The 24,116-nt window shown below is 55.7% G+C and carries 16 protein-coding genes and 1 pseudogene; 3 read left to right on the forward strand and 14 right to left on the reverse strand.

Features of this window, described 5'->3' with window-relative positions:
- Positions 1-46: 46 nt before the first annotated feature.
- Positions 47-1,402 (reverse strand): glucose-6-phosphate isomerase, encoded by a 1,356-nt coding sequence (locus tag M1D70_RS25505; RefSeq protein ID WP_009589268.1) that lies wholly within the window; start codon positions 1,400-1,402, stop codon positions 47-49.
- 197 nt (positions 1,403-1,599) lie between these two features.
- Here M1D70_RS25505 and M1D70_RS25510 point away from each other — a divergent pair, with 197 nt between their 5' ends.
- Together M1D70_RS25510 and M1D70_RS25515 are read left to right on the forward strand one after the other, a co-directional pair.
- Positions 1,600-2,496, forward strand: coding sequence for an NAD(P)-dependent oxidoreductase (locus M1D70_RS25510; RefSeq protein ID WP_456288298.1), 897 nt, complete (start codon positions 1,600-1,602; stop codon positions 2,494-2,496).
- Between the two features lie 162 nt (positions 2,497-2,658).
- Entirely contained in the window at positions 2,659-3,585 is a 927-nt protein-coding gene (locus M1D70_RS25515) for a copper amine oxidase N-terminal domain-containing protein (RefSeq protein WP_456288299.1), read from the forward strand.
- 121 nt (positions 3,586-3,706) lie between these two features.
- Here the strand turns inward: M1D70_RS25515 and ppnP are convergent, their stop codons facing one another.
- The 12 genes and pseudogenes from ppnP to M1D70_RS25575 form a co-directional block, all read right to left on the reverse strand.
- Complete coding sequence (ppnP, locus tag M1D70_RS25520) at positions 3,707-4,024, reverse strand: pyrimidine/purine nucleoside phosphorylase (RefSeq protein WP_456288300.1); 318 nt, start codon at positions 4,022-4,024, stop codon at positions 3,707-3,709.
- 101 nt (positions 4,025-4,125) lie between these two features.
- Complete coding sequence (tkt, locus tag M1D70_RS25525) at positions 4,126-6,147, reverse strand: transketolase (RefSeq protein ID WP_009589249.1); 2,022 nt, start codon at positions 6,145-6,147, stop codon at positions 4,126-4,128.
- A gap of 366 nt (positions 6,148-6,513) precedes the next feature.
- Positions 6,514-9,537 (reverse strand): VWA domain-containing protein, encoded by a 3,024-nt coding sequence (locus M1D70_RS25530; protein ID WP_456288301.1) that lies wholly within the window; start codon positions 9,535-9,537, stop codon positions 6,514-6,516.
- Positions 9,521-11,521 carry a vWA domain-containing protein gene (locus tag M1D70_RS25535; protein WP_456288302.1) on the reverse strand — a complete coding sequence of 667 codons (2,001 nt, stop codon included), beginning with the start codon at positions 11,519-11,521 and terminating at the stop codon, positions 9,521-9,523. The genes M1D70_RS25530 and M1D70_RS25535 overlap by 17 nt, the downstream gene beginning before the upstream one ends.
- A 260-nt stretch (positions 11,522-11,781) precedes the next feature.
- Entirely contained in the window at positions 11,782-12,729 is a 948-nt protein-coding gene (locus M1D70_RS25540) for a DUF58 domain-containing protein (RefSeq protein ID WP_009594412.1), read from the reverse strand.
- On the reverse strand, positions 12,726-13,715 hold the full coding sequence (locus tag M1D70_RS25545) for an AAA family ATPase (protein WP_456288303.1): 990 nt from the start codon (positions 13,713-13,715) through the stop codon (positions 12,726-12,728). Before M1D70_RS25545 ends, M1D70_RS25540 begins: the two co-directional genes overlap by 4 nt.
- Before the next feature lie 70 nt (positions 13,716-13,785).
- Positions 13,786-15,471: a phage tail tape measure protein gene (locus tag M1D70_RS25550; protein WP_456288304.1), complete on the reverse strand. Its 1,686-nt coding sequence runs from the start codon at positions 15,469-15,471 to the stop codon at positions 13,786-13,788.
- Between the two features lie 34 nt (positions 15,472-15,505).
- Positions 15,506-16,453: an ABC transporter permease gene (locus M1D70_RS25555; RefSeq protein ID WP_456288305.1), complete on the reverse strand. Its 948-nt coding sequence runs from the start codon at positions 16,451-16,453 to the stop codon at positions 15,506-15,508.
- Positions 16,450-17,379, reverse strand: coding sequence for an ABC transporter ATP-binding protein (locus M1D70_RS25560; RefSeq protein WP_009594456.1), 930 nt, complete (start codon positions 17,377-17,379; stop codon positions 16,450-16,452). Before M1D70_RS25560 ends, M1D70_RS25555 begins: the two co-directional genes overlap by 4 nt.
- Positions 17,376-19,736 (reverse strand): DUF7408 domain-containing protein, encoded by a 2,361-nt coding sequence (locus M1D70_RS25565; protein ID WP_456288306.1) that lies wholly within the window; start codon positions 19,734-19,736, stop codon positions 17,376-17,378. Before M1D70_RS25565 ends, M1D70_RS25560 begins: the two co-directional genes overlap by 4 nt.
- A 326-nt stretch (positions 19,737-20,062) precedes the next feature.
- Positions 20,063-20,962 carry a formyltetrahydrofolate deformylase gene (purU, locus tag M1D70_RS25570; RefSeq protein WP_456288307.1) on the reverse strand — a complete coding sequence of 300 codons (900 nt, stop codon included), beginning with the start codon at positions 20,960-20,962 and terminating at the stop codon, positions 20,063-20,065.
- Positions 20,963-21,094: 132 nt separating this feature from the next.
- Positions 21,095-22,217: pseudogene (locus M1D70_RS25575) on the reverse strand (deoxyribonuclease IV).
- Positions 22,218-22,342: 125 nt separating this feature from the next.
- Here M1D70_RS25575 and M1D70_RS25580 point away from each other — a divergent pair.
- A complete protein-coding gene (locus M1D70_RS25580) occupies positions 22,343-22,816 on the forward strand; it encodes a DUF2621 domain-containing protein (RefSeq protein WP_009594427.1) in 474 nt (157 codons plus the stop codon).
- 207 nt (positions 22,817-23,023) lie between these two features.
- On the opposite strand, the gene M1D70_RS25585 is transcribed toward M1D70_RS25580, so the two are convergent.
- Positions 23,024-24,034 (reverse strand): glycoside hydrolase family 130 protein, encoded by a 1,011-nt coding sequence (locus tag M1D70_RS25585; RefSeq protein ID WP_456288308.1) that lies wholly within the window; start codon positions 24,032-24,034, stop codon positions 23,024-23,026.
- Positions 24,035-24,116: the final 82 nt, after the last annotated feature.

The following is a 24,116-nucleotide window of genomic DNA, read 5'->3' on the forward strand; positions in this document are numbered from 1 at the left end:
ACTGCTTCCTTCAGCGTCTTACGTCTAATCCAATGAAAGTGTCGGGTTATTCGGAAAGTCTAGCTTCCAATTCGGCCTTCTCTTTCTCGTACCCAGGTTTGCCGAGCAGCGCGAACATATTTTTCTTGTACGCCTCTACGCCCGGTTGGTCAAACGGGTTGACACCCAACAGATAGCCGCTGATACCGCAGGCCTTTTCGAAAAAGTATACCAGATATCCGAACGAATAGGGAGTGAAATCTGGAATTGTCACAATCAAATTCGGAACTTGTCCGTCTGTATGGGCCAGCATCGTGCCTTGGAACGCCTTTTTGTTGACAAAATCCAATGTTTTCCCGGTCAGGAAGTTCAATCCGTCCAGATCGTCCGGATCCGATTCGATCGTAATATGCTCGGATACGTTCTCCACCTGAATAACGGTTTCGAAGATGTTGCGGCTGCCTTCCTGGATGAATTGACCCATGGAGTGCAGATCGGTAGAGAAATCGACGGATGCCGGGTAGATCCCCTTGTAATCCTTACCTTCGCTCTCGCCGTACAGCTGTTTCCACCATTCGGATACAAAATGCAGGGAAGGCTCATAGTTCACCAGGATCTCGATGCCTTTGCCTTTACGGTAAAGCGCGTTGCGAACCGCTGCGTATTGGTAAGCCTCGTTCTCGGCAACGTTCGGGCTGCTGTACTCCTTGGAGGCGTCTGCCGCGCCCTGCATCATCTCTTCGATATTGATGCCTGCCGTCGCGATCGGAAGCAGACCTACCGCGGTCAGAACGGAATAACGTCCGCCCACATCGTCAGGAATGATAAAGGACTCGTAGCCTTCCTCGGTCGCCAGCTTCTTGAGGGCGCCCTTCGCTTGATCCGTCGTCGCGTAAATGCGTTTACGCGCTTCTTCCTTGCCGTATTTCTTCTCCAGCTCCGCACGGAAAATACGGAAAGCGATTGCCGGTTCCGTCGTTGTGCCGGATTTGGAGATAACGTTGACGGAGAAGTCTTTGCCTTCGATCAATTGAAGCAGATGCGAAACATACGTGGAACTGATGTTGTTGCCCGCAAAGTAGATTTCCGGCGTCTTGCGCTGGTCCTTCGACAGCTCGTTATAGAACGAATGCGACAGCATTTCAATGGCTGCGCGCGCACCCAGGTAGGAGCCTCCGATTCCGATTACGATCAGGACGTCCGAGTCGCTTTGGATTTTGGCGGCCGCTTTCTGGATGCGGGAGAATTCCTCTTTATCGTACTGAGTCGGCAGGTCGATCCAGCCCAAATAATCGGAGCCGGCGCCCGTACCGTTATGTAACTGTTCATGAGCTGTGCGGATCGGCTCAGCGAAATAATCAACTTCGTGCTGATTGACAAAGGTCAGTGCTTTACTGTAATCAAACTTGATTTTTTTAGACATGCCTTAAACCTCCTGTGAATTTAGAAATAGGATACTTTAATTTAATAAAGACCGCAAGTTTCACGGGCCAACTGTCATCTATTCTTCATGCGCGGGACTCCTTCCCGCTTCCATTCCCTGCAAAGACTGGCTTCGTTTCGGGAACCCGTGCTAAGATAGAGTGGATCAGGAATCCATAATCGAAGGTGATATAGACTATGAAAAAAATCGGGTTTATCGGACTGGGCACCATGGGCGCTCCCATGGCCTCCAATCTGCTGAAGCAGGATTACGATGTGACGGTATATAACCGCACACACGAGGAATGCCGTCCGCTCGCCGAACAGGGAGCCTCCATCGCGGAGACGCCTCGGGAAGCGGCCGAAGGGCAAGATCTTGTCATTACGATGGTAAGCAACGACCAATCCATCCGGGATGTATTCTACGGAGAGAACGGCCTGCTTGGCTCCCTGACGAGCGGGATGACCGTCATTGACTGCAGCACGATCTCCGAAAGCCTGGTTAAGGAAATTGCCTCCGCCGTTTCCGGCCTCGGCGCTTCCTTCCTGGATGCCCCGGTAACCGGCAGCAAGCCTGCAGCGATTGATGGCACCTTGGTCTTCATGGTTGGCGGTGATGCCGCCGTCATCGAAGCGCAAGCCGACGTTTTTGACACCCTGGGCAAAAAGGTCATTCACATGGGGCCTAACGGAAGCGGCGCCGTGGCCAAGCTCGCGCACAATACGATTGTGGGCATTAACAACCTGGCACTGGCTGAAGGCTTCGCCATCGCCGCGAAATCAGGCATACCGGCAGACAACTTCCTGGAGCTCGTGCAGCTGGGATCGGCCGGCAGCAAAGCGGCGGAGCTGAAGGGACGCAAAATCATCGAAGGCGATTTCAGCAACCAGTTCTCGCTGGCGCTCATGCTCAAAGACCTGAAGCTGGCCTCTTCGCTCACCGACGGCATCGGGATGCCGTCGCCCATGCTGAACCTGGCCAAGAGCCTGTTTCAAGCCGGTGCCAGCGAAGGCTATGGCGACGAGGATCTCTCCGCCGTCGTGAAGTGCTACGAGGCTTGGATCGGCCAGAAGATTGGCGGCCAGCAGCCATAATCAGACAAGCCATGCATCTATAATGGCTCCTTCTCGTTAGTTTTCGGTTCATCCGGACTAGGAGGAAGGAGCTATTTTTTTGGCTATTCCATCATTTTCCTCTCGGCAAGAAACTTTTTGCGTTTCACTTCCGTCTACTATGCAAAGGGAGGAATTTACAACATGAAATGGACCAATCGATTAAAAGCAATGGCAGCCGCTGTCGTACTAACCGCTGTTCTGTCCCCTGCAATAGGCGGTTTGCCAGCCTCTGCAGCAGTTAAACCATCCGCAACCATTAACAACGTAACCGCAAGCGGCGACGTGCTGATCAGGCAGGGCACCACCTTTGTTACCCTTACCGATCTCAAGCCTCTGGGCAACTACGTCATGAAGTACGACAACCAGAAGAAACAGGTGACCATTCAAGGCGATAACCGAACGGTGATTCTCGCGGCCGGAATCACCAGCATGGAGGTGAACGGCGTTAAGAAGGCGCTCCCTGCAGCCCCGCTGCTGCATAACGGCAAAACCTTGATTCCCCTAAGGGCCGTTGCCCAAGCCTTCGATGCCAGCGTCTATTGGAACGGCTCTTTAAAAACAGCTTATATCAATAAGGCAGAGCCCGATATCATCGCCGACTTAAAGAGCTCCGATCTGGCCACCGCCCGGAATGCTGCAGCCAAGCTTCCGTATTCATCCGAATTGAAGAAACCTGAGCTGGACATGCTGCCCGTGGAAATGCAGGGCGTGGATTATTATTTTCCCAAAGGCCAATCCCAACGCTTTTTCTTGGTAGATAACGATATCGCCAGCTATTTCGAAATCCGCGGCAGCGTTAAATATCTGAAATGGCAGGGCAAGCTGGATTATTCCGCCAAGGCACCGGCAAACCAAGATCTGTTCTTCCTGCCTGCGCTGAAAGCGGAGATCGGCAAGCAGCCGGATACCGGCAATTGGACCCTTGCCAAATTCGTATTCCGCTACCCTTCCGGCGTCACCAGCTACCGCCTGCTCGACCGCATCCAAGAATGGGGCGAAGGATACGTAGAGCTGGACAACCGGGCTCCCGGATATAAAGGCGAGATCGTGACGATCCCCGAGGAATAAGTCCATTATATCAACCGCCGTTAACGGCCTGCGTTGACATCCGGCATTGACAGTAAAGGCTCAGAGCCATCGGCTTTGAGCCTTTTTGGCATATTCACTGCTTTAGGCGCCGTTTGTCCTGCTACATCGTCGGATAAGAGCAGCAATAATCCGTCACGGCGCGGATTTCCAGCTTGAAGCTAGAATTGCCCGGCACGTTAAAGGTCGTGGGCTCTTGAATCTCCAACCACTCTTGCTCCCCGGGCAGCAGAACACGCAAATCGCCGGACAGGATTTCCATGATTTCAGGGCCATCCGTGCCGAATTCATAGCTTCCCGGCAGCATGATGCCGAGCGTGACCTTCTCCCCATTCTCCAGCAGCACCGTGCGGCTGGTTACCTTCCCCTCATAGTACACATTGGCTGCTTTCGTGACGGTCGCATTCTTGAATTGAGACATCGACAACTCTCTCCCTCCAAAATATGTATGGCTTGATATATGGACGGCACCCGCATGATGCGGGTGCCGGAAAATCAATATTGAGTTAAATCAGGGTGTTGTTACAGCAAACCTTTTACGCGGCTAACGACGTTCTCAACGGTAAATCCGTACTCGGCAATGACGCGGTCGCCAGGAGCGGAAGCGCCAAACGTGTTGATGCCGAGAATGTCGCCTTTGTCGCCCACGTAACGCTCCCATCCGAACGGATGAGCCATTTCAATGGCGAGACGGGCTTTAACGTCAGGAAGCAGCACGGAATCTTTGTAAGCCTGATCCTGGCTGTCGAACAGATCCCAGCTCGGCATGCTGATGACGCGTACGGCAATGCCTTCTTCGGCCAATGCCGCTTGTGCTTTAACGGCAAGCTGAACCTCGGAACCCGTTGCAATGATTTGAGCCTGCACGTTTCCATCTTTCGCGTCGGATACCACATAAGCTCCGCGTTTGATGCCTTCACGCGCATGGTCCGCCGTGCCTGCGAGGATCGGCAGATTTTGACGAGTCAGCACCAAGGCTACCGGACGATCCGTGTTCTCAACCGCATAAGCCCATGCAGCGGAAGTCTCATTCGCATCTGCCGGACGGATAACGGTCACGCCTGGAATGATGCGCAGGGAAGCCAATTGCTCGATCGGCTCATGCGTAGGGCCGTCTTCGCCGACAGCGATGCTGTCGTGTGTCAGCACATACGTAACCGGCAGCTTCATGATCGCAGCCAGGCGAATGGCCGGACGCAGATAATCGGTAAATACGAAGAACGTACCGCCGAAAATTTTCAATCCGCCATGGAGAGCGATACCGTTCATCGCGCCAGCCATCGCAAATTCGCGAACGCCATAATACACGTTGCGGCCTTCATAGCTCTCCGCGGTGAAAGATGCCAGGTCGTTCAAGTGAGTCATGGTGGAGCTTTCCAGGTCAGCCGATCCGCCAAGCAGCTGCGGTACGCCTGCCGTCAAACCGTTCAGCGCTTTACCGGAAGCCACGCGAGTGGAAACCGCTTTGTCGTCCGCGCTGTATTTCGGAAGGTCTTTGTCCCATCCTTCAGCCAATTTGCCGGATTCGCCGCGCTCGAATTGCGCAGCCAGCTCTGGGTAAGCCTCTTTGTATTTCGCGAACTGATCCACCCACGCTTGATACGCAGCAATGCCGCGTTCTTTCACTTTGCCGAAATGCTCGCGCACTTCCTCCGGCACGTAGAAGTCCTCTTCATATACCCATTTATAGAATTCCTTGGTCAGCTTCGCTTCGTCGGCTCCGAGCGGAGAACCGTGCGTACCGCCATGGCCGCCTTTGCCTTGCTTGTTCGGGCTGCCGTAACCGATGACCGTTTTCACTTCGATCAGCGTCGGGCGGTTCGAATCGCCTTTCGCTTCCTCGATCGCTTTCTCGATCGCAGGCAGATCGTTGCCGTCTTCTACGCGCAGCACTTGCCAGCCATATGCTTCAAAACGCTTCGCCACGTTCTCGGAGAAGGCCAGGTTCAGCTCGCCGTCAAGGGAGATATCGTTGGAATCGTACAGCATGATCAATTTGCCAAGCTTCAGGTGACCTGCCAGGGAAGCCGCCTCGGAAGCCACGCCCTCCATCATGTCGCCGTCGCCGCAGATCGCGTACGTATAGTGATCCACCACGTTGAACCCGTCTTTATTGTAAGTCGCGCCCAAGTGAGCCTCAGCCATTGCCATACCTACGGCCATGGCCACGCCTTGTCCGAGCGGACCTGTCGTTGCATCAACGCCGGCCGTATGGCCGAATTCCGGGTGCCCCGGGGTTTTGCTTCCCCATTGACGGAACTGCTTCAGGTCCTCAATGGACAAGTCATAGCCGCTCAGGTGGAGCAGACTGTAGAGCAGCATGGAGCCATGTCCTGCAGACAAGACGAAACGGTCGCGGTTAATCCACGCCGGCTGGTCCGGGTTATGATTCATCGTCTTCGCGAACAGCTGGTAGCCCATAGGCGCGGATCCCATCGGCATGCCCGGATGACCGGAGTTGGCTTTTTCGATCGCGTCGATCGCCAATGTCCGGATCGTTGCGATGGACAGGTTGTCGATCGTTTGGTTATGTTCAGTTGTCATGATTCGTCCTCCTCAAATCTTTTCCATAGTAAGCTTCGAAAATGAAGGCTTCTTACGTCCCTCCAGCCCCGATTCGCTTGGTATCAGAGCAGTTAGGAATGTTGAGAATATCATTTTGACTCTTATTGTATCACCACACGTCTTTCATTTCCATAACGTAATTGTCAATGTTGTGTAAAAGTCGTCAGGGCTGCCGACATCCCTCTTGCATTATTTCCCTTATTAGTCCGGTTATAACCGGATTCGACATCCGTTAAACGATTTAGGGGACATCGGCGGCATGGAAAAAGTTACTGCATTCGGGCAAAGAAAAAGCTTCGGTCTAAGCTGCACATCGACAGCCGGACCGAAGCTTGCGGCGGCACATCAGCGCGTGCCGCGTTTTTTGGCTTTGAGGAGGCGATCCATGGAGGAGCCTCCTTCCGGAGCCGGCCCGGTCTCCCCGGGCCGGCCGCTGCCGTCCCCCTGCGCCTTCGGCGGCGGGGGTGGCGGCGTGGGCGCGCTTCCCTTGCGCGCGCCCTGGCTTGCGGCCGGCTTCGCCTGCGCCGGCCGCTCTTCCCGCAGCGGAGCATTCGCCCGCTGCGACTCGCGCGCCTCCGGCGGGGCCTTGCGGCCCCCTGCCGGAGCTGCGCCGGGTGCCGGGGCAGGGCTTCCGCCCCCGGCACCTTGGCCCGCGCCGCTTCGCTCGCGCGCGGGCGGGGCCTGCGGCGGCGGCTTCGCGGAGCTGCCGCCGTAGAACTGGGCGGCGCGGGCTTTGCGCGCCGCCAGCCGCTCGAGGCCGGCGTCAGGCGCGGCCTCGCCGGCAGGGGCCGGCCGCCTGCGGAGCAGGGCGGCCATCCGTGCGCCGATGGCGCCCCATGGCAGAGCCAGGCGCCGCACGGCGATGTCGGCGACCCACAGCAGCAGGGCCGCCGCCAGCAGCGGGTAGCTCCAATCATGGAGCTGCATCCGCGAGGTCGCCTCCCGGTCGAACACTTCGGCCGGGTCATCCCAGGATAACACGCGGCCCCCTGTCGCTTCGGACAGCCGTTTCATCGCTTCCTCGCCGCTGCCGGAAGATAGCCGGTATTCCGGCGAATACGGCACCACGAAGCCGGTGCCCGGCGCAGCTTGCAGCGGCTCTTCCCCGCTCGCGTCCTCAAGGGACATGAGGAAGGCTCCCGGCTTGGAGACGTTGACGAGTCCGGTATAACGGCCGGGCGCCTCCTGAATGAGCTCCACCGTCTGCTCGCCGGCCTCGTCATCCCCGATCACCGCATTCAGTTTCTCCGGCGGATTCTCCCCATTGGCGATGACCTGCAGCTTCACCTGGTTGCCGGCCGTCTCGGTAGTGACTTCATAGGGCGACGACGTAAACTGCGGGAACGTCCACTTCACGATTTCGGTCAACGTATCGGCGAACCCGGACCACGACACCCACTCCTTGGACCACTTCCCGCTTAAATCGCTCGTCCATGCCACCGTCCGGCCGGATCCGTACTGCCATCGCGACAGGATCGGGTCCGGCTCCGGACTGGACAGAACCGTCTGGGCGGAAGACTTCGGCGTTGCCGCGACATAACCATACAGCCCCGGAACGCCCTGCTGGAACAAACTCGCCCAATCGCCCGGGTTCTGAACGGCCGGGACAAAGGGTTTATCCACGATATAGGATTTGGCCAGCATCACGGCCTCCCGGCTGAATACCGCCGGCAGCGTGGTTTCATCCTCAACGAAATAATAACGGCCCTTGGCCGCATCCGCCAAGGATTGAAGCAGGTTGGTGTCCGCATCCATCCCGACCGCCACGGAAGACATCGTGATTTTGTTCTCCACCATCGTATCGGTCAAATCCTGATATCCGGAATTCATCGCCGACTGACCGTCGGTCATGAGAATGATATGCCTGCGCTGGGCGTCAATCTTCAGCATTTCCTCCAGCGCCGAGGAAACGGCAGGATAGATATTGGTCCCTCCCGCGCTCGGAATCGACTGGATGCTGCTTAGCACCTCTTCCTTATCACCGAGCTTCTGCGGCGGTACGACCCACCACGGCTGGTCGTCAAAGGCGACGACACCGACCGTGTCCTTGGCTCTCATCAGCTCCACCGTGCGCATGGCCGATTCTTTGGCCAATTCGATCTTGTTGCCGTCCATGCTGCCCGAACGGTCGATGACCAGTATGAGGCCAAGCGATGGAATCTCCCGCTTGCCTTCCAGCTCCATCGAGACCGGCAGCGCCTTTTCGATCGGGGTTTTAAAATATCCGCCCATCCCGAAGCTGTCCTCGCCGCCCGCCATCATGAACCCGATGCCAAAGCTACGGACAGCCTGCTCGATCAGCTCCATCGGTTTGCCGCCGACGTCGCTGCCGGAAACGTTATTAAAGATGATGCTGTCGTACACGGCATACTTGGCCGCTTCCAGCGGGAGCAGCTCCGGCGGAATCACTTCGGTGCCGATCATGCCGGACTCGAGCGCTGCCGTGATATTGCCCGACGTGCCCGGAGTTCCCTCCACGATCAGCACGTTCGGCGGACCTTCCACCCGGGTAAAATCGAATGCCGCATTATTGGCCGAGGCTTCATCCCCGTCCATGAAGATTTCGGCACGGTAACGGTGGAGCCCCGGGTTCTTGGCCAGGCCCTTCACGGCGTACCGGTTCTCGCCTGGCGTTACATCCACGCGTTCCCGGCCGATCTCTCGGTTATCCTCGTAAATGCGCAGCTCGCCTGAGGTCTTGAATGTGCTGCGAACCATGACCTCCACATAGAACGACTCCGCCTGATACAGCTTGTCCGGAACCTTCAGCTCCTCCACGGCAGCATCCTGGACGGCCTGCCTCGGAGTCGGAAGCACGTCAACGGCTATCCCCCGATCCTTCAGCAGCCTTCCCGCCGCCGCCATGCTGCCCACATTCTCCTCCCCGTCGGAGATCAACACGATTCGGGAATCGCTCCTGCCCTCAAACAGGCTGCCGGCCAGCTGAAGACCGGATTCCAGCCCGGTAAACCGCTGCTCCAGGAGCGCGTTCAAGGAAGCGCCCGCATTCTCCGCAGGGGATAGACGCCGCTCCACGGCGCCTTCAAGACCTGTGGAAACAACGGCGGTGCCATCCTTCTCGCCTTTTGCCGCAAGGGAATCGTTGATCCAGCTCGTGATCCGGGCCGAATCCCCCATGCTGTCGGAACGGTCAGCCAGATACACGACCTGTTTATCCCTGAGAACGGTAAAGCCATGCAAGCCCGAAATCATAAGGATTAATAATAGAATGACGCAGGTTCTAAAGAATAAGGCCAGTTTTTTGCGAAAACCGCTTAATCGGAAATCCGATTTGTAGGCATAGTAGAGAAATAAACCTGCCGGAATCAGCAGCAGCAACAACCATGGTTGGCTAAATTGAACGCCCACGCTGGTACACCCCCCATTCCGCTGCGATCACAGCCAGTGCCAAAGCGGCCAGCCATGGCATTAACGAGCCGGCACGGCTCGTCGTTTCGTTACTCCCGGATGTGCCGGAATCAGCTCCCGCTTCAGACTCACCCGCGTTCGTTGCCGCTTGACTTACCGCCGGGCCCTGATCGTTGCTCCAATCCGCCTCGTACGGGTCTGCATTTACAGCAAGCCAATAATTAAGCTTCTCGCCCGCTTCATTCTGCTGTTCAAAAGCGTACAGCCCCGGATATTCCGGCACGAGCTGTACCGGCGATATCCCTTGCTCATTCCGGAGGACTTCCGCAGCAGGGAGGCGGTCAGCCAGAGCAAGACCGCTCTTGGGGATCCATTTGGCCGCTACCGTATCCGCTGCAATCGGAATATCCGCTTGCGCGCCGGCCATATATCGGCCAAGTCCGCTTCCCTTGCCTGAGGTCATCCACTCCAGCGCATTGCTGACCATGACCGGAAATTCCGGGGATAACGGAAGGTCGCTATCCTGAAGCAGGAAATTGAAGGATAATCGAGGCCGTCCGTTTTCGCTTCCCGCATAGACGATCGGTTGATCCCCCAGCTTGATGACGGGTTCCCCCCAAGCAGGGGCCTGATCCACCAGCGTACCGAAATAGACTCCGGACAAGGTGACATAGGCAGTCACCGGATGCTTGGCCAGCACGGCGCGTCCTCCTTGGTTGCCGACTTTGGCACCTTCTCCGCCAATCGTCCATAACGGAGTCTTGGCGGTCAGATCCGCCCACTTCCCTTGCCGGAACCCTTCCGGCACGTTCCCGTCAATGACAAGCAGATCAAATTCGCCTTCAGGCACGGGCGGCACATCCGCAGCTGCGCTGCCCGCCTCCTTCTCCGCACTGCCGTTATCCTCGGCGGTCTTATCTTTGGATTCGTCCAAAGCTACCCGGGTGACTTCGGCACTGCTCAGCTGAAGCGCCTTCTCCAAGAACAGATTGCCTGAAGTCAGCAGCAGGACGCGCGAAGATCCGTGCCCCAAACCGAACGCAAAGGAATGATTGTCTGCCGTATACCCGTCATCCTGAGATAACTCAAGTCGGTACACTTCAGCAAACGGCAGATCGGAAAAGGATTCGGTTAATCTCTTCCCCGGCTCCAATTCAAGCATCCTGCTGGTCAGCAGCTCTTCATCTCCGTAAAGATTTACTTCGGCCGATACAGATGCCTCGGCATTCGTGCTGAGGACGGCGACCGCCGCATATGATGAATCCGCATTATCTCTAGGTGAAATGCCGAATTGATCAATGGACACGTTATGCGGGAGCTCGCCCTGCACCTTCTCAACGGAAACCGGAACCTGAAACGCTATGGGGGCCGTGTCCGGCTTCCAGTAGCTGTCCGTAAAGATTACGACCTCTGCATCATGTTCTTCCCGCGTCATCGCCGAAGCGAGCGATAAGGTTTCCCTGTAGGACGCCTGTCCGTAATAGGGACGTAAATCATCCACGGCCTTATCGATGGCGGCACGGTCGCTTTCATGGGATACAAGCGTCATGGGACTTGCTCCTACGGACAGCAGGGTAATCTCGCTCCGTCTCCCCCGGTCCTTCACATATTCCTTAATTCGTTGCTGCATCCATTCCAGCCTGGTTGCGGCTCCGCCTTCAGCGGACGGCTGCATCTGCGCGCTCATGCTGCCCGAGGTATCGGCAACGATGACCACATGGGCGCTGCCTCCGCCGGACACCTGCATAAAGGGCTGCATCAGTGCGAAGACCATCAATGCCGCAGCAAGCAGCTGGAGCCACAGCAGAAGCCGGTTCTGCAGCTTCTGCCACGGCCTGTTGGCCTCCAGGTTCCGGAGCACCCGCTCCCACAGCAAGTGGCTGGGAACGGTTGTATCCACATATTTCCGCTTGAACATATACATGAGCACGATGGCCGGCAGCGTTAAACCGAACCATAGACTCAGCCAAGATTGAATCCCCAACGTGTCCCCTCCTTACTCCCATGGACCCTGACTAACGAGACATGCCTGTACTTTCCCCGAGCATCGGATGAAGGCCTATCCATCTCTTCCTATTTTTCGAACCAGTTTTCAGCTTGTTCGTTTCTTGAGATCACAGGCAGGTCCTGGTGAAGCCTGTTAAGCAATCGCTTGTGTATCATCTGTGTTATCCTGTCGACAAACCTCCGAAAGCACAAAAGATCCGGCAAATGCATGGACAGAGCCTCTACAGGAGTCCCGCTCTATCCAGTAACCAGACCAGCTCCCGCAAGCACCCCGAACATCGCGTCCGTAAGCGGCATATCCGCCGGAATGAGCACGTAAGACATGCCCCGTTCCGCGCATACGCGGGACAGCATCGTCCGGTATCGCTCCAGCTCCTCCTTGTAAGCATCCAGCACTTTGCCCGTCAGCGCCACTTCCTTGCCGCTCATCGTTTCGCTGTCCACCAGCCGCAGATCGCCGGATAATTTAGGCTCCAGCTCCTCCCGCGACAATACATGCACCAGCACCACTTCCTGTCCGGTACCTGACAAAAGGGAAAGCGACCTGAACAATTCCTCCTCGCCGCCCTCCAGCCAAAAATCGGAGAACACCCAGGTCATTCCCGGCTGCCGGGGCAGTGCGCCAGGAACCGCAAGCGCTGCGCCCAAGCTGCCCTCGCCACCCGTTTCTGCCCCTTGCAGAAACGAAAACAGGCGATGAGCCGAGCCCTTTCCTCTCATGATCGGAAGACGGGCGTTAATCGAACGGCTGTAACAGGCAACCTGCAGCCTGTCGTAAGACGACAACGCCATGTAGCCGATGCTTGCGGCGAGTTGACGCGCTAGCAGCCATTTAGAGCTGCCCTTCGTTCCCGCCGGATCGGCGGCGCTTGGTTCCGTAGGCGATGACATGACGGCCCCCATCGATGCGGAGCAATCCACGAAAAGGCTCACGGTCAGCTCCTGCTCGTCCATGAATTGACGAACGAAGGCTTTTCCCGTACGGGAATAAACGCCCCAGTCAAACCTGCGGACATCATCCCCGGGCGAATACACGCGGTAATCGGCGAATTCGAGGGACGAGCCGAGCCGGCGGGATCGCCTCTTTCCCTGCAGCGTTCCGGCGACCCGTCGTTTGGCATCCAGGCTCAAGCGCTCCAGACGGGGAAGCCATTCCGGAGGAAGCAGGTGCGCGCCCCCGCTCACGCGGATGCCTCCAGCGTTTGCAGAACCTCCCGAATGACATGGTCCGTGGTAATGCCGAGCGCCTGCCCCTCGAAATTCAGGAACAAGCGGTGGCGCAGCGCTGATAAAGCCACGGCGCGAATATCGCCCGTGGATACATGCATCCGCCCGCTGCACAAGGCCCGGACTTTGCTTACCGAGATGATGGACTGAATGCCGCGCGGTCCGGAACCGAATTGGACGTATTTACGGACAGCCTCCGGTGCGGCCGCCTCCTCCGGATGCGTCATCATCAGCAGACGAACCGCATAATCCAGAATCTCTTCGGCAACCAACACTTCCTTCGCCCCGCGCTGGATTTCCAGCAGCTCGTCCCCGGTCATTTGCCGTTCCACCTGGAATTCGTGTGAGGACGTCGTCCGCTTCACGATTTCCTTCAATTCGTCCGCGCTGGGATACGTTACTTCGATCTTCAGCAGAAAGCGGTCAAGCTGGGCCTCCGGCAATGGATACGTCCCCTCGTTCTCCAAGGGATTTTGCGTGGCCAGAACGAAGAAAGGCTTTGGCAGCTGATGGGTTACGCCCCCCACGGTGACGGTCTTCTCCTGCATCGCCTCGAGCAAGGCGCTCTGGGTTTTGGGCGTGGCGCGGTTAATCTCATCGGCCAGCACGATGCTGCTGAACAGCGGACCCTTTTGAAAGGTCATCCCGGTGTCCCCATGCTGTCCGAACGACAGGATATTGGTGCCCGTTATATCGCTCGGCATCAAATCCGGCGTAAACTGTATGCGGGAAAAGGACAGGTCCAAAGCCTCCGAAACGGTGCGGACGAGCATCGTTTTGCCGAGACCCGGAATCCCTTCCAGGAGGGCATGGCCCCCCGCAAAGATACACCAAAGCATCTGCTCCACAACATCCTGCTGTCCGACAATCACCTTGCCGATATGTTCGCGCAGGCCTGATATTTTCTCCATCCATTCCTGTGGTCTCACTGCAATATCCGACATGGACGAAACCTCCATCTTCTTGGTAAAGTTCAAGTTCTCATTCTAGCCTTGGTGCTCGGCTCTTCGATCCCTACGGGTTCGGATTGATCTGTATGAAATATTCCTCAACCAAACCTTGCATCTGGTCCGGCAGCTGATTGCGGTCTAATGTTTTTCGCGCTTCGGTCTCATAATCGCGGTACACTTCCTCATAAGGCCTCGACATGCCCGGGACCGTCGGCGATACGCCGCCCTTCTGTATATCTCCGCCGCTGCCCTTGATCTCGCCGGAATCGTTCTGCACATTGCCGCTGCCCTTATAATCCCTAGGGATGGTCACGAGCTCACGGCCGCCTGAGCCAAGACCGGCTCCGCTGCCTGTGCCGCTTCCCGATCCGCCGCTGCCGCCCGATCCGGAACCTGCTCCTGAGCCCGAGCCGCTTCCCGATCCGGAGCCGCTGCCTGTGCCGGAGCCTTGACCTTGGCCTGCACCGGAGCCGCCTTCACCTGGGGCTCCCTCCGAGCCCTCTCCTTGTTCGCCCGAGCCTGCACCGGAGCCGGCCTGAGCCAACGCCTCGGCACTGCCGCCGTTACTCCACGCATCGGATACCGACATTCCTGCAGCCGCCATCTGATCGGCCAAGCTCAATCCTTGCGAAGCAAGGGAGGACGCTAGCGAGGACGCGGACTGCGACTGGCTGTCCGACGCGGCTTTGGCTTGCGCTGCTTTCGCCAGCTCCTCGGCCAGCTGCTGGAGCGCTTCTTCCAGCTCCTTCGGCAGCTTGCCCTCCTTCAGCGCATCGGCCGCTTTTTTGAGCTCCTGCTCCAGCTTGCCGTCTTCCATCTGCTTGGCAGCTTCCTCAGCCAGCTTTTTCAAAGCATCGGACAGCTCGTTCTTCTCTTCCTGGGACATCTTCTTCACCTGCTCGGTGAGTTTCTTCATTTCCTGCTTCAGTTCATCGGCCATGCCCTCGGCAAGCTTTTTCCCCACCTGGGACAGCGCCTTCTCCTGCTGCATTTGCTTAGCCAGCTCCGACAGCGCCTTCGCTTTTTCCTCCTGCTGTTTCGCCAGTTTCTCCAGCTCTTTCATGGCTTCTTCCAGCTTCTCCAGCGCTTGCTCAGGATGCTTCTCCTGCTCCAGCGCTTTTTTCAGTTCATCCAGCTTTTCCTGAAGCTTTTTTCGATCGGCAGGATCCAGCGTTTCCTTCTGGAGCTCCTCCGCCAGCTGTTCGGTTTTGGCTGCCTGCTCCTTCATCCAGCTCTGCGCCTCTTTGGCAGCCTCCACCTTCTTATCCATCGGGTTCGGAACGAACACCAGGATGAGTACGGCAGCAAGCGAGGCACCGCAGATCAGAAGCTGTTTTTTTCGGGTAGGGGAAGGCAGACGCTCCGGCAGCCGTTCCGCAAAACGCGCACCGTAACGCTCCGCCTGCTCGCGCTGCCATTTGGCGGCCAACGATTCTTCCTCCTTGAACGACAGCGCCGTCACCATCATATCGCTTCGCTCCGATCCGTCCGGAACATGGTCCATCGCTGAAGCCGCTTCTTCGATCGGCACCCGATGCAGCCATCCCCATAACAAGCCTATGAAGCCCGCCCCCACGGGAACGGCCACGGATGCGACGGGAAGCCAGGCTATAGGCACGAATCTCCCAAGCACCAGAAGCAGCAGCAGCGCGGCCAACCCTGCCATAAGCCCGTATAATGCATACGTGATGACGCGGAACCGCTGCAGCCGCCGTCTTGCGGCTTCGATAAAACGCATGATGTTGTCCATTGCTCTCCCTCCTTACCGTACTCCTTGCATGATGTTACGCTTCGTTCCCCGCCGTTTCCGACTCCTGCGGCAGCTGGGTTTCGTTCTTATCCTTGCGTTTGCGCCTTGCGACAGGACGGATATTCCGTACGGCAACCCACAGGGCAAGAACGATCACCACCGAATACACGATGAAAAATTCCAGCCACAATTCGATCGGCGCTTTGCTGTTCAGGCTTCCTCCGCGCAGCAAGAACGCGTCCTCCGAAAAAGACGGGTTGAACAAACTCATCATCGCCCCGGCCGGGTTCAGGCCCAGCACATAACCGACCCAAGAATAGCTGCCCGGTACGATCGGCTGCCCGCTTTGATACATATTCCGCTGTTCGATTCCCATGAAGAACAGGTACAGCAGGCCTGTAACAAGGAATATGATCAGGCCGGCCCCGTAGGTGACGATAATCGCGACGATGGTTCTTTTGAATAACGTGGAGAACATCACGCCGAGCGAACCGAGCAGCAGCATCACGAATAAATAAAAGGCAAACACGGAAACGAGCTGCTTCGGCGAAATCCCGCCGTACAGGAACACAATGCTGTAGATCGGCAGCGTAGCCAGCACGATCAGCGTCATGAAGCTGAGTGCCGATACCAGCTTGCTCAGCACGATCGTAGCCGAGCTCTGCTGCGTCGTCAGCAGCATGCTCAGCGTTTGCTTCTCCCGCTCGCTGCTGATGACGCCCGCCGTAAGCGCAGGGGCCATGAACGCGATAAGGACAAGCTGGGCAAAACTCAGGACATAGAACATCATCTGGCTCATCTGCGGATCGAATCGCTGAGGCCCCTGCTGCCCCAAATATAAGAAGAGATAAATGAAGCCCATGGCTATGGCGCCTAGCGCCAATACATAAAACAACACCGACAGCATGGAACGCGTAGAACGCATCCGCAGCCGGAATTCCTTGTCGATGACCGGATTGATCAGCTTTCTGCTCCAATTCATTCGCGGGGCCCTCCTTTGGTAATTTCGAGGAATACATCCTCCAGATTGCTCTGCGCTTCCTGAAACGAGACAATCGGAATTTCCCAGGAAACCACCTGCCGAAGCAGGGCGCTTTGCTGCGCGTCATCCCCGCCGTAATGAACATGGACGCCGGTGTTATCCGTTAATACCGACGTGACGAATGGTTCGTCACGCAGTTTCTCGGCCAGCTCCTCTGCACGCTCCAGCGTGCGAATATGAATGACTTTTTTTACGCGAAGACGGCTCTGAATATCGGCTACCTTGCCTTGGGCAACCATCTCTCCGTGCTCGATTACCCCGATCTCATCCACCATCTCGGCCAGCTCAGGCAAAATATGCGATGAAATGATGATGGTCTTGCCCATAAGCTTCAGTTCCTTCAATATTTCGCGCATCTCGATCCGCGCCCGCGGATCCAGCCCCGAGGCCGGCTCATCCAGGATCAATACCTCCGGATCATGCACCAGGCACCGGGCCAGGCATAAACGCTGCTTCATCCCCCGCGAGAGACTGTCAACGTACGTATCCGCCTTGTCGCTCAGATTGACGAGCTCCAGCAGCTGCGGAATGAGCTGCTCCCGCTCGGCGCGCGGGATGCCGTAACTTGCCCCGTAGAAATGCAGATATTCTGTAGACTTCAGCTGATCGTACACGCCGAAGAAATCGGGCATATAACCGATCCGCTTGCGGACCTCTTTGGGATGCTGGGTCACGTCATAGCCGCCGACCTTGGCAACGCCCGAGGTAGGAAGCATCAGGGTAGCCAATATGGACATCGTCGTGGATTTGCCTGCTCCGTTAGGACCGACAAATCCGAATACCGTCCCTTTTTCGATATGAAGACTGATATCTTTCAGCGCATGGAACGCTCCGTATCTTTTGCTCAGATTTCTAATCTCGATCATTGAGTGGCCTCCCCTTTCACAGACAGCTCCGGCATCATAAAGTTGGTCTGATCCTTGGCAGTGATCATGAATCGGATTCGATTCCCCACGATATACTGCTCCGGATTCTGGTTAATGGTATGCACATTGTTCGCGTCTGTAACAGGCTCCCATTCGCTCTTCTTCGAGTTCCAGATCTCCATCGTGACATTGTTGTTGAATTTGGTGCCTTTGATGGACAATTCGGAATACTTTACTTGGCCTTCGGATATGAGCGGGAATTCGGCGATCAGATTGCCTTGTCCCATTTCAACCCCGTGCGGATATACCCCGAACATCGGCGAATTCACCTGCGATATCTCCGGAGACAGGAAGCCGTAAGGAATGTTGATTTCCCCGCTCAGTCCCCAATCCATTTCCACCGGCTGTATCCAGAAATTGAGCTGATCACTGTCCACCTCGGCGCCTTTCAGGGTATAATTCGTCAAATGGTCTTTGCTCCATCCCAGAATGTAAGCATCCTTGTTGACCATTCCCTTCGAGTATCCGTAGTTGGACAAAATGTCGCGCTCCCGCTGTTTCGGATCATTCTGCGAGTATGGGTACAGCATCCCGGACAAGTCACCGCCCGTAAATTTGATGATTTGTTTCGGATCCTGAGGAATGGCTGCCGCCTCGCCCTTCTTGATATCTCCCAGCTTATAGGCACTGCCTCCGACAACCAGCACCACCTCGGTCAAATCGTTAATGGTGTCATTGGTGATCTTGCCGTTTAATCCCCCTTTGGCATCCAGCTTTAAATTCATGCCCAGACGCCCCATCTCCTCCGTACCCTGATGGTCCACCCAAACCTTGGCCAACGACCATTGGGACATGTCCCGAAGCTCCAGCGTCGTGGACTCCTGACCTACCCGGACAAAACTTTTGTTCTCGGCGGTTCCCCCAAACGTGTTCCGGGACTGCCCCGTTTTCAAATACGTATTCTCCCCAAACTCCAAGGCATAGTTCCCGCTTCGAGGCGTGAAGAATGCAGAAGCAGTCGATTTCACCGCATCTCCCTGGCCATTTAGTTCAATCAGATTGATGGTATGCGCGAGCTCGCGCGTCTTGTCCGACGAGCCGACCGCATAGACGGAAGCGCTCGCGATGACGGCAATGATCGGAATCAAGAACCACGCCCATTCCCGCTTGTCCGCCTTCTTCAATATATAGTAGAGCAGCGGTGCGACGACGACCGCATAAATAATGAGCATCCACAGTAGCAGCGTGAAGGAAGGCATCTTCAGCGACGGGAAATACTCCAGAACATAATTCAAATTGTCCATGAGCGAATTGTAATACATGCCATTCTGCGAATTCATCATCGGCAGGTTATTGCGCAGTACCGATGCCCACGCGTCCGGATGGCCTGCCCAAGAGCTTACCGGCTCCATCGCCAGATCGTAAGCGGCATATTGAACGCTGCCCTGGCCATAAGCCTTCGAGGCAAACAAAGGTTGTCCGTCCGCGGCAATCCCGATTTGGGCGCCTTCCACCGCTTTCGCCGTAGAAATGGTAAATGGCCCATCCAGTTTCAGCGGTTTCCCGCCAAGCTTCTCCAGTTCATCCAGCGAGTTCACGGTCGTGGTGCCATTCGCAGCGACCGGCGATATGTCGGCAAACGGCGCCGCCGTTTTGGCATACCCCGCGCCCCCGGCCAGAACCAAGGTGCCGCCGCCATTGACCCAATCCGTAATCGCCTTTTGTTGAGGCTCTGACAGCGTATCGGATGCATAATTGTTCATTACGATGACATCCAGCCCGTTCAGCAGCATCGCATCCGTTGGAACGCTTGCGTCCTTAAGCGGGAACACGTTCACGCTGCTGCCTTTGCCGTTCAGGACGTTCATGAAATTCATCGTGTCCGGATCATCGGATAAAACGGCCATGAGTGCGCCTTGATACGGAGAAGCCTGCACGTAATTTTTGCCGGTGGCAAACGGTACCTGCTTCCCCTTCGTATAAGAACCTTCATAGAAAAGGATTTGGTTATTGTCTTTATTCAGTACGGCTCCCGGAATGCCGATCACGACTTCCTTCGGCGTATCCTTCGGTAGGTCCACCTGCTGAACATAAGAAGTCTGATACCCGAAGCCGTTGTAGTTCTGAACCTGCACGACCACATCGCCGGATATATCCCGGTCGCTCGTTAGGGTGAGTTTGAGCGGGTTCCATTTCTCATGTTTGATTTTGCCTTGGTAGCCCATTTCGGATTGAATGCCAATCTTCGCTCCGTCGGCGTAGACGTTTCCTGCCGGAATCGACAGAGATAACGTTGCCACAATCAGCAGCGCCACCATCGGCAGCAGCATCCACGTTTTCTTTGTATAAAACGACAACTGATGATTCCCCTCTCCGCATATAAATTGCTGTTCAAAGACAAACAATACATAGGTTTTAGAAGATGTATGTAAAGACTCTCTTCACAAGCTCAACTATATTGACGAGTCGAATTTATAAAAAGTTTGACGTTTACTTCCATAAAAAGCTCCACGGAACCATTTTTTCAGCTTTTGGCAAGAAATTAGCGTTATTACTTAAGTCAAATATAAAATAAAATCCCGCTCCAAGAAGAGGAGCGGGATCAAGGGGTAATCCATTGCAGCGTTAAAGTGTCAGGCTGCTCCATTATACTCTCTATGATGAATCGTCGGAATGACCGGGACTAGCTGAATACAACCGTTTTATTGTTATGGACCAGAATCCGATCCTCCACATGCCATTTGACGGCTCTTGCCAGCACCACGCGTTCGATGGTACGTCCGATGCGCTTCAGCTCATTGACGTCGTCCCGGTGGCTTACGCGCTGCACGTCCTGCTCGATAATCGGTCCGCCATCGAGCTCTTCCGTTACGTAGTGGGCGGTTGCCCCGATAATCTTGACGCCGCGGTTATATGCTTGCGCATAAGGCTTGCCTCCGACGAAGGCCGGGAGGAAGGAATGGTGGATGTTGATAATCCGGTTCCGGTAATGATCAATAAAGGTTGGCGAAATAATCTGCATGTAACGCGCAAGGATGATCACGTCGATATCATCGTCGATCACGTCCAGCTGACGCTGCTCCGCTTGAGGCTTCGTATCTGCCGTAACCGGAATATGGTGATACGGGATACCAAAGGATTCCACGTATTCCTTCATATCCAGATGGTTGCTGACCACCAAACCGATATCCGCATCCAGGTCGCCAGCCTGCCATTGCCACAACAGCTCTACAAGGCAGTGATCCTCTTTCGAAACAAAAATCGCCAGGCGTTTCTTGCGGGCGGCATGGTAGATATTCCATTCCATGCGGAATTGATCGGCTACTTCCCGGAAGGATTCCTCCAGTTGGGGAAGCTTCGTGTTCAAGTCCTCCAGATCGAACTCAACCCGCATAAAAAACATGCCGCCGGCCGGGTCCATCGTATATTGGTCAGACTGAACGATATTCGCGCCATGCTGGTACAGGAACTGGGATACTGCTGCCACGATTCCCGGTCCATCCGGACAGGAGATCAGCATGCGGGCACGATTAGGGTACTGACCTGCCGCAGACGGCAGATCCTTCTTGATGTGAATTTCCATGAGACTCGGTGATCCTCCTTTTAAATCTGCAATGAACATGAACGGCACCTCTCAAGAAAAACAATCCGCAGCATGCGGACGTTTTCTTGAGAATGCCTCAGTTTCTTACTAACATGCCATTTCTAATGAAGCTTAGGATGTCAGGGAAGCACCAGACAACCATGCGATCAGGCGCTGATTGATCTGCTCCTCCGACATGTCGGACAGCAGGCCGGCCGCCATGACCATATCGTACAGGCGCTCCATCGGTTCGCGCGGATCGGCCTTTTTGGCTTTGGCATCATTCTTCAGCAGCGTCCAGGTATCCAGTACAAATGAACGGGACTCGATGCCTTCCTTGGCAAAGAAAGCACCCAGCTCTTCCACTTGCTGCGTGAAAGCTGGACCGAAACGGCCCTCCACATCCCCCGCGCAGAAGCGCAATCTCGATCTCGTACATCGGACGCTGGGTTTTTGGATCTTTACCGATCCACGGCGTTTCGAGAATGAACGGTCTGCCCTGGAGCTTCTCGTGATGAACCACTCTCTGAATGGCTTCATACCCGATCCATCCGGTTCCAATCGGCGTATGACGGTCTTTGCCTGCTCCGCGCGGGTTCTTGCTATCGTTCACGTGGACGACCGTTAAACGGTCGAGTCCGATCAGCTTGTCGAACTGCTCCAGCACGCCGTCCAGATCATTCACGATGTCATATCCCGCGTCATGAATATGGCAGGTGTCCAGGCAAATGGCCAAACGGTCGTTGTACTTCACCTTATCAATAATGGAAGCAATTTCTTCAAAGCTGCGTCCCATTTCGGTGCCTTTGCCGGCCATCGTCTCAAGCGCAATCTTCACTTCGGTCTCATCCGTACCGCCGAGCACTTCATTAAGACCTTCCGCAATTCGGTCGATGCCGTATTCCGCATCCTTGTCGGTATATGCGCCGGGATGGAGAACAATGTTCTTCACGCCGACCGCATGCGTGCGGCGAATCTCCTCCTGCAGAAAGCTCACCGCCAGCTCAAACGTATTGGGCTTGTACGATCCGAGGTTGATAATGTACGGCGCGTGGACCACGATTTCTTCAATCCCGCTTTCCTGCATGGCGGCTTTGCCTTCTTCGATAAACATGGAGTCGATCGGCTTGCGGCGCGTATTTTGCGGTGCGCCGGTATATATCATGAACGAGCTTGAGCCGTAAGACGTGGCTTCAGCCGTCGCTGTCAGCAATCCCTTGTCCGAAAACGACACGTGGGAACCAATTTTCAACATGCTGCATCCCCCTTTTTTAACACACAATTACACCTATTTTAGCTTGTATATCGAAATAAATCTAGAAATGCGTTATAATTCTCATGAAAGTGTCATGTGACAATAATCATTGAGGTGATATACAGATGAAGAGCACAGGGGCCGTCATGGGCTATTTGTCGTCCAGTGCGCCGCCGTCATGGTTCATGAACTCCATTGCCTTCTGGGGATGGGTCATGCTCGGGCTGATGGGCATCGGCGGATTTTTCATGTTCCGCAAGTTTCTGAAAGTGCTTCCCAAGGCCGACGGCAAATCGAAGCTCGATTGGCAAAATTACTGGGTAGAGCGAAGCCGCCCGCTGTGGACGGATGAATCCAAAGCATTTCTGGACGAGCTGGTGCAGCCTGTTCCGGGACCGTTCCGGGATATCGCCAAACACTCCATTGCAGCCGAAATCGGCAAAATCGCCGTCGAATCCGGCGCAACCGAAGTCACCCGGGATCACTGCATCAAAGGTTACATCGTGGCTACGCCGAAGCGGGATTACAAATTCCTGATGAACTTCCTCCAGAAGAAGGAAATCGACTATAAGCCTTATCAGCATTTGATCAATAAGTAGAAGTCTGTTGAGTTTAATGGATCGGCCAGACTTACAAAAAAAGAGAAACAAAGCCCAGCCCGTGGTGCATGGCGGTTGAATTCCGCACATGCCCCACGGGCTGGTTTGTTCCACATCAGGATATAATCCGAACCGCAGGTATCATGCCATTCTTGACTAATTTGAAGACGGAAAGAGGAAAGATGCGGCGTTCCGCCTGCCCCATCCTTATCCCTCCAAACAGAGCCGAATTAGATCGTCCACATGAGCGGTAGCCAAGCATTCCACCGTGTCGGCGGCCCCGTAATAGATTTTCACTTCTCCATCCTCCTCCAGCACCATGCCGCCGGGGAAAATGACATCATTGCGGAAGCCCCCATCCGTCTCGTACAGTGCCTCAGGCGCAAGCAGGGGCGATGCGCTCATGCCAAGGATCTTCTTCGGATTGTCAAGATCGAGCAGCATAATGCCGGCAGTATACCGCTTCTTCCAGGTCGGCTCCCAGCCGTTCTTCCCTCTAGCGGAATCAATATCCACCGCATGGAACGTAGTGAGCCAGCCCTTATCCGTCTTCACGGGCGGTGCGGCCGGACCGATCTTGTCATTTGCGAACGGCACCTGCTCCACCGCCAGCAGGAGCTCGGAACGGCCCCAATAGATCAGATCCGGCGACTCCGAGATCCAGGTGTCGAACCGGTCCACTCCGCCGCGGCTATACACCGTGAACGGCCGTTCCAGCCTAACGTAGTTGCCGTTGATCCGTTCCGGGAATAGCACCATATTTCGCAAGTCTGGCGTTGACATGCTCAATACTTCAAAGGATTCAAAATCGTCCGTTACTGCGATACCTCCCCGGATGCCATGCCGCGTATCTACGGCAAAGCACATGTAGCAGCGGCCGTCAATGACCGTCAGACGCGGATCATAGGCGCGCACGATCTCTTCGTCGTGCAGCTTGAAGATCGGCTTCGGCCCCGCCGTCCAGTGAATGCCGTCGTCGCTGAGGGCGATGCCGAGATCCGTCGTATGGCTCGGCTCGATCGTCTGCTTCTCCAGCGAACCGTAGTCGTTGCGGAATACCATACAATAACGGCCGCCGAACTTGGCGACGCCCGCGTTGAAGACGAGCGCGGTAGGATACGGCACGCGAGCCGCGTCCAGTACGGGATTTGCCGGATGACGGCGAATGATCGGGCTGGACGCCAGCGCTCCGATGATAGGTATATTTGTGGTTTTCAACAATTAGCATCCTCCTAAAAGTTTTGTGAGCGTTGCTTCAGGCATCAGCTTCGAGCAAAACTCGCCTCCGAATCATGGGCTT

It is taken from the genome of Paenibacillus sp. AK002, assembly GCF_053903045.1.

Bases quoted from the DNA above. Each gene is read 5' to 3' on its own strand.
- ppnP (WP_456288300.1), bottom strand. From the start codon at position 4,024: ATGTCTCAATTCAAGAATGCGACCGTCACGAAAGCAGCCAATGTGTAC.
- purU (WP_456288307.1), bottom strand. From the start codon at position 20,962: ATGGAAATTCACATCAAGAAGGATCTGCCGTCTGCGGCAGGTCAGTAC.
- M1D70_RS25555 (WP_456288305.1), bottom strand. From the start codon at position 16,453: ATGAATTGGAGCAGAAAGCTGATCAATCCGGTCATCGACAAGGAATTC.
- M1D70_RS25545 (WP_456288303.1), bottom strand. From the start codon at position 13,715: ATGTCGGATATTGCAGTGAGACCACAGGAATGGATGGAGAAAATATCA.
- tkt (WP_009589249.1), bottom strand. From the start codon at position 6,147: ATGACAACTGAACATAACCAAACGATCGACAACCTGTCCATCGCAACG.
- M1D70_RS25515 (WP_456288299.1), top strand. From the start codon at position 2,659: ATGAAATGGACCAATCGATTAAAAGCAATGGCAGCCGCTGTCGTACTA.
- M1D70_RS25550 (WP_456288304.1), bottom strand. From the start codon at position 15,471: ATGGACAACATCATGCGTTTTATCGAAGCCGCAAGACGGCGGCTGCAG.
- M1D70_RS25510 (WP_456288298.1), top strand. From the start codon at position 1,600: ATGAAAAAAATCGGGTTTATCGGACTGGGCACCATGGGCGCTCCCATG.
- M1D70_RS25580 (WP_009594427.1), top strand. From the start codon at position 22,343: ATGAAGAGCACAGGGGCCGTCATGGGCTATTTGTCGTCCAGTGCGCCG.
- M1D70_RS25505 (WP_009589268.1), bottom strand. From the start codon at position 1,402: ATGTCTAAAAAAATCAAGTTTGATTACAGTAAAGCACTGACCTTTGTC.
- M1D70_RS25560 (WP_009594456.1), bottom strand. From the start codon at position 17,379: ATGATCGAGATTAGAAATCTGAGCAAAAGATACGGAGCGTTCCATGCG.